This is a genomic window from Nonlabens tegetincola, from assembly GCF_002954355.1.
Classification (GTDB): Bacteria; Bacteroidota; Bacteroidia; order Flavobacteriales; family Flavobacteriaceae; genus Nonlabens; species Nonlabens tegetincola.
In genome coordinates, this window is the sequence record NZ_MQVV01000017.1 from 43,215 (window position 1) to 57,771 (window position 14,557).

Sequence of the window (14,557 nt, forward strand, 5' to 3'; positions counted from 1 at the left end):
GTCTCCTTACTCCTCTTCTGGTTTTACAAGCATGCCTTCATAAGCACCAGGTAAAGATTTTGAAATGATAACAGTATTATCAGGAACGTCCTTTATTACCGCTGTTTTATCACTAAAATAGACTGGATTCACTTCCATAAGTTTAAGCACACTATCTTGAACTGTAAACAACGCCTTATCATTTTGTAATAGAGACCTACTAATTTCAATTGCTTGATCAATTTTCTCGGCTTCTAATTGAGCTTGAACAAACATTCCTTCTTTTAAATCTGCATCACTTACTTCAATTATAGCGTCAATAGTTTGACTAGCTTGATCGATTTTAGCATTTATTCTAGTAATAGTACCTGTATAGGTTTTAGTCCTGGTAACATTTTCAAGAACTACCTTTTCCCCAACTTTTAGCAAGTCAGCAAATTCACTACTTACCGCTACCGGTAGTTCATAGGTTCCCGATTTAATAAATTCACCTAATAGTTGACCATTGCGCACTAGTGTACCTTCGGTAACATTAGCCTCGGTCAAAGTTCCTGTAAAAGGAGCTCTTATGCGGTATTTACCTAATCGTTGCTCTAAATTTTTAATATTGTAATAGGTTGTATAAATATTACGACCAGTTATGTAATATTTTTCCTTATCCGATTTTGGCTCTGGTAATGCTGCTGTGGCTGCATTAATGTTCCAGTTATTAAGATAATCCTGCCACTGCTGGAACGACTCGGGATAATCAAGACGTAAATCTGGCATGAGCGCGGTAATTTGATTATTCAAACTACTACGCAAGCTTTGAACCTGCGCGTAAAATTCGGTATTATCTATAAGGATAATAGTCTCTCCAGCTTTATACTCCTGTCCTGTTCTAAAGAGCTTGTTTACAGGTTTAAACACACCAGAAACTTCGGCATATAATTCAATTCTATCCTTTGCTTGTAAGTTACCTTGTGCAGGAATAATAATAGGTACAGTAGTATTTTTTACTGTATCAACTTGAACAATCTTAACCTCTTTCTTGATCTTAGGTTTTGGTTTCTTTTTGCTATTAAAAATAGAATAAGCACCATAGGCTGCACCAAGAATAATAAGCAAGCCTAGAACAATACGTAAAGCAGTTCGCATGTATATACAAATATTAAAGTAGTGCCAAAACTACAATAATATCAAACTGCTGCGGTTAAGGAAAACTTAAAGACTAGGAAAAGGATTCAATTTCCTCGTATAGGGATTCCCATTTTTGATTCCAGTCTTTTAATTCTGTTTTAAGAGCTTGGTAGGAATCAAAAAATTTAGGGTCGGCAACGGTTTGATCATAATTCACTTGTAATTCTAGATCAATCTCTTTAATCTCCTTTTCTAATCGGTTTATGTTTGATTCTGCTTTTGATAAACGATTGTTGAGCGATTTCAGTTTTTTTTGATCCTCGTAACTTAATTTTTTTTCAGGTTGTGATTCTTCTTGCTTTCGCGAAAGCGCACCACTTACCTCTTTATCGTTCTTACTATCCTTTGAGACTTTTTCAATCTCTCGCATATCCATAGCCTTGCGTTGCTCTAAATAATAATCAATATCGCCTAAATGCACCTGTAGTTTGTGATCTCTAAACTCATACACCAATTCAGTAAGCCCTTGTAAAAATTCTCTATCGTGAGAAACGACTATTAATGTACCATCGTAGTTAAGTAGGGCTTTTTTCAATACATTTTTTGACTGTATATCTAGGTGGTTTGTAGGCTCATCCATAATCAGAACGTTAAATGGCTGTAGCAATAATTTACAAAGTGCCAGCCTATTGCGTTCTCCACCACTTAATACCTTGACCTTTTTTTCCACTTCATCTCCTCTAAAAAGGAAACTTCCTAACATGTCTCTTACTTTGACACGATTAGTATCGTCTGCAGCATCTAGCATGGTATCTAAAATGGTTTTTTCACCGTCTAGATATTCTGCCTGATTTTGCGCAAAATAACCCAATTGAACGTTGTGTCCTAAATTCACATTCCCTTGAGCATCATTAATATCACCTACAATAATTTTTGCGAGTGTAGATTTTCCCATTCCGTTTTGCCCTACAAACGCTACTCGTTTACCTCTTTCAAGCAGTAAGTTTACATTCCTCAATACCGTTTTGGCACCATAGTTTTTTGAAACATCTTCTAGCTCCAGAACTACTTTACCAGGTTGTACTGATGCCGCAAAACGGATATTCATAGCTGCATTATCCTCTTGCTCAATCTCGACCACATCCATGCGGTCCAACTTTTTTATAAGTGACTGTGCCATGGTCGCTTTGCTTGCTTTGGCCCTAAATTTTTCTATCAGCTTTTCAGTACGTTCAATTTCTTTTTGTTGGTTTTTGAATGTAGCCTCTTGTTGTTCTCTAATTTCGGCTCGTAGTTCCAGAAATTTAGTATAAGGCTTTGGATAATCATAAATACGACCTAGACTGATTTCTATAGTACGGTTGGTAACATTGTCCAAAAACATCTTGTCGTGACTTACAATCATTACAGCTCCTGGATAATTTTGCAAAAATTGCTCTAACCAAAGTATAGATTCAATATCCAGGTGGTTAGTAGGTTCATCCAGAAGCAGGATATCATGATTTTCTAATAATAATTTTGCCAGCTCAATACGCATGCGCCAGCCACCTGAAAGTTCATCAGTTAGTTTATTAAATTGTTCTGGTTGAAAACCTAATCCTTTTAAAATCTTTTCAGTTTCTCCCTTATAATGATATCCGCCAATAATTTCATACTCATGAGTTAAATCACTCAAATCGATCATGAGTTGATTGTAACCTTCACTTTCATAATCGGTGCGTGTGGCAAGTTGCTCATTGATGTTTTCTAACTGAGCTTCTATTTGTATCGCTTTCGCGAAAGCGGTATAAGCCTCTTCAAGAACTGTTCTTCCCTGTACGAAATCAATATCCTGTCTTAAGAAACCTATACTGGTACCTTTTTCCATAGCTACCTGACCTTCATCGTACTCTAGGTCACCAGCAACTACTTTGAGTAAGGTAGATTTACCAGCACCATTTTTACCAATAAGTCCAACTCGTTGACCAGCATTTAAACGAAAGGTGATCTCTTGAAAAAGTGTCTCACCACCAAATGAAACGTGTAAATTATGAATGTTTAACATGAAAGTATTCTATGGATGCAAAGATGCGTAACTACTAGTAAACCTTAAAACTTTGGCAGTTAAAAGCTACATATTTATTTAAATGGAAAATAAACAATTATTTACCTAAATCTTTGAATATCCATTTCTGAATGTAAGGATGAGTTTTTAAAAATACAATCATGGAGCTGTTCACTAGCCCAAGGAGCAATCAACACTGCCCTACTACCCATTCCATTAAACACATAATGATTTTTAAGATTAGGATGCGCTCCTAAAAAAGGTCTTCTATCAACCGTTGTTGGTCTAATGCCCCATTTATATTCGACAATCTCATAAGGTACCGTGAGAATTTTTTCCAAACGAGAGGAAAGAAATTGCGCGCCTGCGTGTGAAATATTATCAGACAGGTCATGCCTATTGTACGTGGCTCCTACCCAAAACATATCGTCCTTATAAGGCATAATAAAAACACCTGCCTTGATAATAGCATTAAGCTTTAAATCAGGTGCTTTTATAAGCATAATTTCTCCTTTATTACCTTGCAAGGGCAAATAATTAAATTTTGCATTATCCTTTATGGCATAACCTTCTGCATAAATTACATGATCAAAGACTTCTGTATTAAAAATCACAGATTGATTATCAAAAGAAAGACCGTTGTCATTACCTGTATAAAAACTATCTAAATTTTTAAAGAATTCATAGGATTTTGACATGAAGGTTAGTGTGTCTAACCAACCCGTTTGAGTAACCTCTCCAAAACCAAAAGGTGCATTAATTCCATCAATTTTTAAAGAAGAAATAGAACCTTTCATAAAAGGTTTTAATTCGGGTTTTTCAGATTTTGCAACCCAAGTTTTCTGTTCATTATTGTCATGTAATCTTCTTAAGATTTTATAGGGATGAAGTAATTTACAGTCTAATTCCTTTTCTATTTTTTGGTAAAAAGGCAACATATACTCAAGCTGTTCCTGAGCTTTCCATACACTAGTAAACCTTTTTAAAATAGTTGGATTATACACGCCAGCTGCAACTGCACTAGATCCTTTTTTTTGATCGGTGACTAAGGTGAATGATTTATTATTAAAGTACCATTGCCAGGCAAGAGTACAACCTGAGATTCCACCACCAATGATTAAAGTGTCTTTCATATAAAGAGATGAAGAACAAATTTACGTCAAAAAAAAACCTCGCTTTACAGCGAGGTTTTATAAATTTAACTATGTGGTTTTAGTAATTCCACATATCTAATTCGAAATTTCTAATGATTTCGTTTAATCTTCTAGATTCCAATAACTGCATTAAAGAGTTATCTGCAATGTAACGTTCGATTTCACGATCACCTTGAACATTGTCCATTTTATAGATTAACGCATTAAATCTGCGTGAATTTAAAATATGATCAAATGAAATAGGACGCGCACTGTTAAGCGTATTAAATGCTTTAGCCTCGTGAAGTAGTTGACGAGCATCTGGATAGTAAACCCAGAATAATTCAACACCTTCATCAGAGTCCATAAAGTTAGCATCTGGAGTAACAGGACATATACCTATTAAACGATAACGTAATTCAGATTGACGAGCATCGAAATACCATACACCACGTATTCTGTATTCTTTAACATTGTCTGCACCAACAGTTACTACGTTGACATACTGATCAAAACCAGGGATGTTGTAAGTAGTATCTACATCTAGAGGTCTTACTCCTTCTTCAAGAATAATACCTTCATCATTAAGGATGTTGATACCAGCTTCAGAAATTGTTTGACTGCTCAATGAGTTTTCTATATCAGCATATTCTCTCTTCTCATTGAAATAAGAATCAGCATATAAAGGTAGATCTCCTTTTATAGCAGCATCAGTTAATACATGGAATAAAGAACGACGGTCTTTACCTACTCTAATAGTGTCTACAGGATAATAAAGAGGAAAATTAATACGCTCATCAAGATCTATGGTTTCCCATACAGTTCTTTGCCATAAAACATCACGTTGTTCCACATATCCATAAGGTAACGGTGTATCGTTATTATTTTCAACCTGTTCTTCCGTCAATTTCCCAAATTCCTCTGGACTTTTGGCATTGAGAATATTGTTTTGAGCAACAGCAGTTCCTGTAAAGGCTACAGCAGCTATTAAAACGATTATCTTCTTCATTATTGAGATACTATTAATTTATTAGTTTGTAAGTTCAACAGCTACACTTGATACACCTGGAAGGTTTACCTTAACTCCAGGAATAGCAGCTTTAATTTTAGCAAATTGAACGATATCACCCTTACGAGCTCTATTTAAAGCACTTTTTGCAGCACCATTTAATCTATTACCACTTACTGGTATAGCAGGCTGGCCAGGTACTTTAAATATAAAACTTGTAACTCTAGGCTTTAATTCAAAGTCAAAGTTTAAGAACTTAGCGTCAACATCAGATATAGCAAGCTGTTGACGTCCTTTTTTAACATCGTCGTATTCACCTGCTACCATACCTGTAGGTCTTGGTAAGTTTTTGATACGGAAAGTTTTAGAATCAGAAACTGTTTCACCAGTAGATAATTTACCAGTAACATTAATCTTAACTTCTTTACCAGCACCAGGACTCATGATATAACTAGAACCACTTTGCTTTCTTAAACCAGGAGCAGATGCATTAACATTACCACTTTGAACTCCTGCAAAAGTAATGGTCATTGGGTTATCTACACCACGATATACTACATTCATTTTATCAGCAGATATAGTTGCCGAATTAGGCTTAGCAATAGTAGCAAAAGATTGTTCAACATCAACAGGTAAGTCCTCACCATCTTGTTCAAATATCAACTGACCTGTGATTTTGTGATCACCAACCGAACCTGCACCAACTTTTAGTACAACACGACCATCCTCAATGGCGTATTGATTTTCAGATAACGTTCTACCATCTAATTTCAGCTCAACTCTTTTAGGCTTTAACGTAGCATCCTTTCTTCCTAAAACAATTTGACCATCAAAAGTCTCTCCATTATAGTAAGCAGCTTTAGGAGTCTCCATAAGAGTGGTATACTTATTCATACTCACTTCTTCCTTAAGAGCGCCAGTTGTTAATTTACTTAAAACTTCAGATTCAATATTCTTAACCTGACTTTGCAATAATGTAATCTTAGCAATTGAAGCAATTAATGGAAAACCTTTATAGTGATAGTCCATGTATTCAACTTCTTTACCATCACGATTAGTTTCAGCTTTAGGTGTGAATTTATTATCTAATTCACTTTTTAACTCTGCATTATCTGCAACAACTTGTTTCATGTTGTCACGATATTCTGTCATTCTAGATAAAAATTCTTCTCCTTCAGGGCGTAATTTATCACCTACAAAGAACTTCTGATCAAGAAAGTCTGCCTTATCCATAACCTGATAATCCGTAGCATCCTCAACCGAACCTTCCATTTCTTCTTTAATATTTTGAAGATATTGATAGTATTCAGTAGATAATTGATCTACTTTATCTGCCTTTGCTTTAAGTGGAGCATATTTTTCAGGCTGGTCACTAGCTAATTGTGCTAGACCATCCATAGCATTACTATTTTTTGCTGTCGCAGCAACATTGCTTTCTTCTATGTTTGCATTTAATAGACCAAATGCATTAAGAACTTCCTTACTCATATTAAGAGCAAGCATCGCGATGAAAACCAGATACATCAGGTTAATCATCTTCTGTCTTGGGGACTGTTTTCCTCCTGCCATAACTTTTTAATTAGTTGTTGTTAAATTAATTAAGCGAACTAATTATGCTTTCATTGCTCCAAGCATGTTACCATACACACTGTTCAATGAAGATAAGTTATTAGCTAGTCCAGCCATTTGCTCCTGAAGTTTAGTAGCGTTTTCAGCGATTGCTTGATTAGCTTCAGCTTGTTTAGCACCGCTCTCTACTTGTACTTTGTAAAGACTGTTTAAAGATTCCATTTGAGCAGCTGCAAGAGCCATTTCCTCAGAATACTTTTTAGTAGAAGTCATAGCCTCAGTAGTTGGCTTAATACCTTCTGCTGCACCTTTAAAGCTACGGATGCTATCTCCTAAACTAGACATAAGTTCAGAATCAAGTTTAGCCTCCTTAAGCATTTCATCTAATTTTTTTGATAAAAGACCTTGTGCATCTTTAGGCTCTTCTACTTTTTTCTTTTTCCCACCAACTGCTTGACCACCAGCTAATTCTGGATAAACAAGTGACCAATCAAGATCATCTTCTACAGGTTCAAAAGCAGATATAAAGAAAATTAAAGCTTCAGTAATCAGACCAATAGCAAGTAAGGTACCACCACCAATTTTAGCTCCACCACCTAATGGAATTTCCCAGTGAAGAATTTTGAATAATGCACCGATAATTACAATTGAGGCTCCGATACCGTAAGCCATGTTAAATAATTTCTTAGTTGTTTTAGACTGTGCCATTTTTAAATAAGTGTTTAGTTAAGTTGTTAAGTTAAGATTTAATTAATTAAGGGGTATTAGTTAGTAGCTGCATTAAGAGTAATATCAGTACCTTGATACGTTTGTACCGTACGGAAACCAATAAAACTTCTTGCACTATCCTGGTATTCGTAGTCACGAGTTCCTACTTGTAAGAAGTATGATACATCCTTCCAAGATCCACCTCTAACACCTTTACGTTTATTTTCTTTATCATTTACTACAGGCGATAATGAACTCATAAATTCATAAGCTCCTGGCTCATATGAAGAATTCACCCATTCTGATACATTACCTGACATATTGTATAAGTTGTAATCATTTGGTTCATAAGCATCTGCCTCTACCGTATAAACCGCTTGATCTGCTGCGTAATCACCTCTTAATGGCTTGAAGTTAGCAAGGAAACAACCTCTATCATTTTTTGCATAAGGACCACCCCATGGATAAGTAGCTCCTTCCAATCCACCACGAGCAGCATATTCCCATTCTGCCTCACTTGGTAAACGGTACTCAAATACTCTTTCCAGGTTACGTTGCTTTCTATACCCATTGTGATAAAGTGTTCTCCATTGACAGAACGCCTTAGCTTGTTTCCAGTTTACACCTACTACAGGATAATTACTATAAGCTTCATGATAATAGTAATCATTGTGCATTGGCTCATTGTAACTGTAGTTAAAATCTCTAATCCATACTGTAGTGTCTGGATATACAGGAACTGGCTCTTGAGTTATAAAGTCTTTTCTAGATTTAGATTTGTCACGATTACGAGCAACTGCTTCTACATCGTACTCTGTGTACATAAACTGTAATTTGTCCGTATCGATAGTACGTTCTCCGTTATAAGCTTCCTCGTAAGGGATTAGGAAATTGTCATAAACCTCAGCATAAAATTCATCTGGAATCTCCTCTGTATCCCAAATAAGATCAACATCACGATTTAATTTTCTTCCTTCATATCCAGTTGGGCCAAGACCTACGTAGTTATCTTGAAGGTATTGCTCCCAAGGAGTAAGCTCTCCTTCTTCACCATCAAGAAAGGCAAATTCCCCTATTCCATCATCACCAGGAGTAGCACCATTTTCATCTGCCATAATAGCTAGATTTGTTCTAAAAATAGAGTCACGTACCCAGTTTGTAAACTGACGGTATTCTGCGTTTGTAATCTCAGTTTCATCCATGTAGAAAGATGGTACTGTAACAGTTTTAGCCGGCGCATTTCTAGTAGCAGCGATATCATCATCACTTTTACCCATTATAAACGCACCACCTGGTATAAGCGTCATACCATAAGGCTTTTCAGGATGCCATTTCTTTCCTTTGGCACCTACTACCATTCCGCGGTCTCCTTTTCCACAACTAGCTACAAAAACTGCCACTGCTATAAGGACAAAAAACTTTTTCATAAGGTATCTTAAGTTATCTTTATGAGATTTAAGGCCGTAAACCTATTATTTTATTTATAATTCCACAACTTTTTTTTATGATTAATTTAAAGAAACTATCGATAAAATGTTGCTAAAATTCGTTTTTCTTCCTAGCTCTTAACCATTTATCAGGAAGATGTTGATTGCAAGCTTCTTGATAATCTTGATAAGAACAAGGTAATAACGTATGTTGTTTTAATTTATTATTGACTCCTTGAATAAAAGGTATTTCTATCCACCAGCGCCCAGTATTACTACTCTTGTAAAATATAAGTATCTCGTCCTCAACAGGTACCTGATACTTTAATACATTATCATCGATATTCAATGGATACTCACCGCTGCGATAATTGTAACCTTCGATAAAATACCAAACTATCTCTGCTACCAACTGCGCAGGTGTATCTATTGCCTCCAGAACAGTCTCAAAAACACCAAATACTTTTAACCTATCACTAATTCCAGCGTACCTGGAAAGACTGCAAATTTGCTTACCATTAAATCCATTAGGGTTCGCTTTCGCGAAAGCGAGATCACCACTACGAACCGATTGTAAATCGATACCTACCAAGTCTGCATCTCTCATATGAGGCTCTGCCAAGGTGATATCCTGATCCAACGCACCTAATCGATCTGCTTCAAAATACATGCGTTGCAACAACTCAATTTCGTCTTGCGAATTGAAATAGGTTTGAAAACCAAGGTTGGTATAATTGAATAAATTATAGGGCTGTTCCGTCACCATTTTACCAACGTAATTGCGTGAGGTAATGGGCGCATTGATATCGCCTAAGTCAAACCTACAATCAACATTCAACGCATTAATCATTGTATAATGCTCATCAAATGCTCGATACATAGGATACATAAGATCTTGACTACCACCAATGTATATAGGTATAATTTTTCTTAAGAGAAAAAATTCGGTAAGCTGTCTTACCACGAAATAGGTATCTTCAACAGTTTCACCAGGAAAAACATCTCCTAAATCGGCTATGGTTGATGTCCAGTTTCCTGGATACAATTCGTACAGCTTTCTTCTAATATGATCCAAGGTTTTAACTTGAATCAAGGCATTATTATCCTTACGGTTTTCTAACAGACCGATGATCACCAAATCCACATTTTGCAAGTCTGGCATACCATCTTGCTCTGTATGAATTTGTATTGTTTGTCCTAAAGTGGCTGGTGGTTGCAACATTGCATGAGCCACCGCAAGCTCATGAACTGGGTTTAAAAAATCCAGAGACATGTTTATTTTTTAGTACTCTTACGAGTGGTTTTTTTCTTAGTTGTTTTCTTTTTAGGAGCTTTTTTTGCAATTAATTCTTGAGCTTTTTCTAGAGTAATACTTAACGGATCGATAGTTTTTGCTAGTTCCACCTTAGTCTTACCTTTAATGATATTATGCCTACCCCATCGAGCCTTTTCAATTCTTATACCTTCTTCTTCCCAATCAACTATCAGCTTGTCTTTTTCCTTTTGAATTTTATCTTTAATTAAAGTTTCAATATCTGAATTAGACAGGTTATCAAAGTCGTACTTTTTGTTTACTGAAATAAACATACCACTCCATTTTATAAATGGCCCAAATCTACCAACTCCTTTAGTAACCGGTTGGCCGTCATATTCATAAATTGGAGCATCGGCCTTTTCTTTTTCTTCTATAAGCTCCATAGCACGATCTAGTGATATACTCATTGGATCATCTGTTTTCTCCAAGGAAACAAATGTTTTACCGTTGAATTTAACATAAGGACCATATCGTCCTTGATTAACTTCAACAGGATGCCCATTGTATTCACCCAAAGTTCTAGGAAGTTTAAAAAGCTCTAAAGCTTCTTCTAAAGTAATCGTCGATAGATTTTGAGAAGGCAGTAAGCTAGCAAACTGAGGCTTCTCTTCATCCTCTACAGTACCTATTTGAGCCATAGCTCCAAACCTTCCTAATCGAACACTTATAGGTTTACCGCTTTCAGGATGTGTTCCTAGGATACGTTCACCTACTTCTCGTTCGGCATTTTCTGCTACGTCCTTAACTTTAGGATGAAAGTCTTTATAGAAAGACTGCATCATATCAGTCCATTCTTCTTTTCCTTCGGCGATGTTATCGAAAGACTCTTCTACTTTGGCTGTAAAATTATAATCTAAGATATCACCAAAATGCTCTACTAAGAAGTCATTCACAACTCTTCCTACATCCGTAGGAATCATTTTACCTTTATTTGATCCTGTTTTTTCAGTTAATTCTTGAATCTGAACTTCTTCATCAACCAAAGTGAATTGTTTGTAAGATCTTTCTTCTCCTGTATCTTGACCTTTTTCAATATACTTACGATTTTGAATGGTCGTAATTGTAGGTGCGTATGTAGAAGGTCTACCAATACCTAATTCTTCTAGTTTTTTAACCAATGAAGCTTCCGTATAACGGTATGGTGGTCGTGAGAAACGCTCGGTAGCAGTTATAGATTTTGAATCTAAAACATCTCCAACGGTTAAATCTGGTAACAGTCCTTCTTGTTCTAGGTCTTCATCATCAGTTCCTTCTAGGTATACTTTTAAAAAACCTTCGAATTTTACGATTTCACCATTTGCAGTGAATTCTTTATCGTGAGTACTAGCACTTATAGAAACGTTGGTTCTTTCAAGTTTAGCATCACTCATCTGGCTGGCTATAGCTCTTTTCCATATGAGCTCGTATAATCTGATTTGATCTCTATCGGCTCCTGCACTATGGACAGCAAAGTCAGTTGGCCTTATAGCCTCGTGAGCCTCTTGAGCTCCTTTAGACTTTCCTTTATAATTACGCTCTTTATGGTATTTATCTCCGTATGCCTTATTTATTTCCTCCTTGGCACCGTTTTTTGCTTCATTACTTAAGTTAACCGAGTCGGTTCTCATATAAGTAATCAATCCAGCTTCATACAATCGTTGTGCAAGTTGCATGGTACGACTTACATTGAAGTATAATTTCCTTGAAGCCTCTTGCTGTAATGTTGATGTAGTAAATGGTGGCGCTGGAGATTTACTAGCTGGCTTTTTGGTTAGATTTGAAACCTTAAAAGTAGCTCCTTTATTGGATTCTAAAAACTCCTCTGCTTCCTTAGTAGAATCAAGTGAACTTGGTAATTTTGCTTTGACTAGCTTACCTTCTTTTGAAAGGAATTCCGCATCAACCCTAAAGAAGTTTGTTGAATTAAACTTCAAGATTTCATCCTCGCGTTCTACTATTAATCGAACTGCCACACTTTGCACACGACCAGCACTTGCACCACCTTTGACCTTTCTCCATAATATAGGAGAAATCTCATATCCTACTATACGGTCTAGCACTCGTCTAGCCTGTTGAGCATTTACAAGATCATAATCTATCGTTCTAGGATTATCAATTGCCTTTTGAACAGCGCTTTTAGTGATCGCATTAAATACAATACGTTTTGTTTTTTCCTTTTTGAGATCTAGTTGTTCAGCAAGGTGCCATGCAATAGCTTCTCCTTCTCGATCTTCATCACTCGCTAACCAAACAATTTCGCAATCGGCAGCTAATTTTTTAAGCTTTTTAACCAGATCTTTTTTATCACTAGAAACAATATATTTAGGTGTAAAATCTTTATCGACATTAACACCTAATTCCTTGGCAGGAAGGTCAGCAATGTGACCAAAACTAGATGCTACTTTGAAATCTTTTCCTAGAAATTTTTCAATAGTTTTTGCCTTGGCAGGCGACTCTACTATTACAAGATTTTTTGCCATTAAGTTTTGAAATTTGAAATGCAAAGTTATAGTTAAAATAATTAGAGAGTCTAAATAATTGTTAAACCAATATTTTTTATGATTATAAAAAGCTGTTGATCAGCGTTTTACCTTTAAATATTCTTTTAAACCAAATAATCATAGATAATTCTCCCTTTTCGTATTATTCTTTTTAGGTTATTAATAGGCAAACCAACTTTTGAACTTTTTCCTCAGAAAGAGCATAAATATCTGTTAGAATGTTAAGGTGACAGATTGTCATTAAACCAAAAAAACAAACTATCTTTGCACCACCTAAAAAAAGGTGAAATACTAAGGAGACGATGGAAAAAGTAATTGAAGAAGAAAAGCAAGGAACTACTGTTCAATTAAATGATAAAAAAGAGAACGGCCGTAAGTTGTACATAGAGAGCTACGGTTGTCAAATGAATTTTTCAGATAGTGAGATTGTTGCATCAATCTTGGCTAAAGAAGGTTTTAACACTACTAATACTCTTGAAGAAGCAGACCTAGTTCTAGTTAACACATGCTCCATTCGTGAGAAAGCGGAACAAACAGTTCGTAAAAGATTAGAGAAATTTAATCGAGTAAAAGAGCGCGACAATCCAAACATGAAAGTTGGGGTTCTAGGCTGTATGGCAGAAAGGCTTAAATCTAAATTTCTTGAAGAAGAGAAAATTGTAGACATGGTTGTAGGACCAGATGCCTACAAAGACCTTCCAAATCTTGTAGCAGAAATCGATGAAGGTCGTGATGCTGTTAATGTAATTTTATCTAAAGAAGAAACCTATGGTGATGTTGCACCTGTAAGATTACATAGTAATGGTGTCACTGCATTTGTATCCATAACTAGAGGTTGCGATAACATGTGTACGTTTTGTGTGGTTCCTTTTACAAGAGGACGTGAACGTAGTCGTGATCCTCAATCTATCTTAGAAGAAATTCAAGATTTGGTAAACAAAGGTTTTAAGGAAGTAACTCTTCTAGGACAAAACGTTGATTCGTATTTGTGGTATGGCGGTGGTCTTAAGAAAGATTTTAAAAAGGCGAGCCCAATGGCACAGGCTACTGCAGTAGATTTTGCCAAGCTTCTGCATATAGTTGCTAAGGCTCAACCTAATTTAAGAGTACGCTTTTCTACAAGCAATCCACAAGATATTAGTGATGATGTTCTCCATGCTATGGCAGCACATCGTAATATTTGTAATTATATACACTTACCTGTACAGTCAGGAAGTGATCGTATATTAAAAGAAATGAATCGACTGCATACCCGTCAAGAATACATGGATTTGATTGATCGTATTCATGACATTATTGAGGATTGCGCAATTTCTCAAGATATGATCGCTGGATTCCCAACTGAGACCGAAGCAGATCATCAAGACACTTTAAGTCTTATGGAATATGTAAAGTATGACTATGGTTTCATGTTTGCTTATAGTGAGAGACCTGGTACTATGGCTGCAAGAAAAATGGAAGATGATGTTCCTGAAGAAGTAAAGAAAAGACGTTTATCAGAGATAATCGATGTACAACGTCGTACCGGTCTAGAAAGAGCTCAATACTTTGTAGGAAAGACTGTAGAGGTACTTATTGAAAAAGAGTCTAAACGATCTGATCAACATTGGGCAGGACGCAACTCTCAAAATTACATGACCGTTTTTCCAAAAGGTAATTTTAAGGTTGGCGATTTTGTAATGGTCAAAATAACAGACTGCACTAGCGCAACTCTAATAGGTGAAGCTGTTGGATATAGTGATATGACAGGCCCAATCACGATTAAATAATAGTT

10 protein-coding genes are annotated in these 14,557 nt (G+C 36.0%); 1 reads left to right on the forward strand and 9 read right to left on the reverse strand.

The genetic code is table 11. From position 1 onward, the window contains the following. Nucleotides 1-6 precede the first annotated feature (6 nt). The 9 genes from BST93_RS11770 to topA form a co-directional block, all read right to left on the reverse strand. Nucleotides 7-1,116 (reverse strand): efflux RND transporter periplasmic adaptor subunit, encoded by a 1,110-nt coding sequence (locus tag BST93_RS11770; protein WP_105019321.1) that lies wholly within the window; start codon nucleotides 1,114-1,116, stop codon nucleotides 7-9. Between the two features lie 73 nt (nucleotides 1,117-1,189). Next, nucleotides 1,190-3,142, reverse strand: coding sequence for an ABC-F family ATP-binding cassette domain-containing protein (locus BST93_RS11775; RefSeq protein WP_105019322.1), 1,953 nt, complete (start codon nucleotides 3,140-3,142; stop codon nucleotides 1,190-1,192). Between the two features lie 101 nt (nucleotides 3,143-3,243). Next, entirely contained in the window at nucleotides 3,244-4,275 is a 1,032-nt protein-coding gene (locus tag BST93_RS11780; RefSeq protein ID WP_105019323.1) for an NAD(P)/FAD-dependent oxidoreductase, read from the reverse strand. 79 nt (nucleotides 4,276-4,354) lie between these two features. Continuing rightward, on the reverse strand, nucleotides 4,355-5,284 hold the full coding sequence (porN, locus tag BST93_RS11785) for a type IX secretion system ring subunit PorN/GldN (RefSeq protein ID WP_042277985.1): 930 nt from the start codon (nucleotides 5,282-5,284) through the stop codon (nucleotides 4,355-4,357). A 21-nt stretch (nucleotides 5,285-5,305) separates the two neighbouring features. Continuing rightward, nucleotides 5,306-6,853, reverse strand: coding sequence for a type IX secretion system motor protein PorM/GldM (gene porM / locus BST93_RS11790; RefSeq protein WP_105019324.1), 1,548 nt, complete (start codon nucleotides 6,851-6,853; stop codon nucleotides 5,306-5,308). 42 nt (nucleotides 6,854-6,895) lie between these two features. Beyond that, nucleotides 6,896-7,561: a type IX secretion system motor protein PorL/GldL gene (gene porL / locus BST93_RS11795; RefSeq protein ID WP_060524512.1), complete on the reverse strand. Its 666-nt coding sequence runs from the start codon at nucleotides 7,559-7,561 to the stop codon at nucleotides 6,896-6,898. Nucleotides 7,562-7,617: 56 nt separating this feature from the next. Further along, nucleotides 7,618-8,988, reverse strand: a complete 1,371-nt coding sequence (gene porK, locus BST93_RS11800) for a T9SS ring complex lipoprotein PorK/GldK (RefSeq protein WP_042277979.1) — start codon at nucleotides 8,986-8,988, stop codon at nucleotides 7,618-7,620. 112 nt (nucleotides 8,989-9,100) lie between these two features. After that, entirely contained in the window at nucleotides 9,101-10,261 is a 1,161-nt protein-coding gene (locus BST93_RS11805; protein ID WP_105019325.1) for a formimidoylglutamase, read from the reverse strand. Between the two features lie 2 nt (nucleotides 10,262-10,263). Next, on the reverse strand, nucleotides 10,264-12,762 hold the full coding sequence (gene topA, locus BST93_RS11810) for a type I DNA topoisomerase (protein ID WP_105019326.1): 2,499 nt from the start codon (nucleotides 12,760-12,762) through the stop codon (nucleotides 10,264-10,266). 323 nt (nucleotides 12,763-13,085) lie between these two features. Here topA and miaB point away from each other — a divergent pair, with 323 nt between their 5' ends. Further along, the gene (gene miaB, locus BST93_RS11815) at nucleotides 13,086-14,552 is read left to right on the forward strand and encodes a tRNA (N6-isopentenyl adenosine(37)-C2)-methylthiotransferase MiaB (RefSeq protein WP_105019327.1); all 1,467 of its coding nucleotides are present in this window, start codon (nucleotides 13,086-13,088) and stop codon (nucleotides 14,550-14,552) included. Nucleotides 14,553-14,557 lie beyond the last annotated feature (5 nt).

Excerpts from the sequence above, each read along its gene's own strand:
- BST93_RS11770 (WP_105019321.1), bottom strand. The coding sequence starts at position 1,116 with ATGCGAACTGCTTTACGTATTGTTCTAGGCTTGCTTATTATTCTTGGT.
- BST93_RS11775 (WP_105019322.1), bottom strand. The coding sequence starts at position 3,142 with ATGTTAAACATTCATAATTTACACGTTTCATTTGGTGGTGAGACACTT.
- BST93_RS11780 (WP_105019323.1), bottom strand. The coding sequence starts at position 4,275 with ATGAAAGACACTTTAATCATTGGTGGTGGAATCTCAGGTTGTACTCTT.
- porN (WP_042277985.1), bottom strand. The coding sequence starts at position 5,284 with ATGAAGAAGATAATCGTTTTAATAGCTGCTGTAGCCTTTACAGGAACT.
- porM (WP_105019324.1), bottom strand. The coding sequence starts at position 6,853 with ATGGCAGGAGGAAAACAGTCCCCAAGACAGAAGATGATTAACCTGATG.
- porL (WP_060524512.1), bottom strand. The coding sequence starts at position 7,561 with ATGGCACAGTCTAAAACAACTAAGAAATTATTTAACATGGCTTACGGT.
- porK (WP_042277979.1), bottom strand. The coding sequence starts at position 8,988 with ATGAAAAAGTTTTTTGTCCTTATAGCAGTGGCAGTTTTTGTAGCTAGT.
- BST93_RS11805 (WP_105019325.1), bottom strand. The coding sequence starts at position 10,261 with ATGTCTCTGGATTTTTTAAACCCAGTTCATGAGCTTGCGGTGGCTCAT.
- topA (WP_105019326.1), bottom strand. The coding sequence starts at position 12,762 with ATGGCAAAAAATCTTGTAATAGTAGAGTCGCCTGCCAAGGCAAAAACT.
- miaB (WP_105019327.1), top strand. The coding sequence starts at position 13,086 with ATGGAAAAAGTAATTGAAGAAGAAAAGCAAGGAACTACTGTTCAATTA.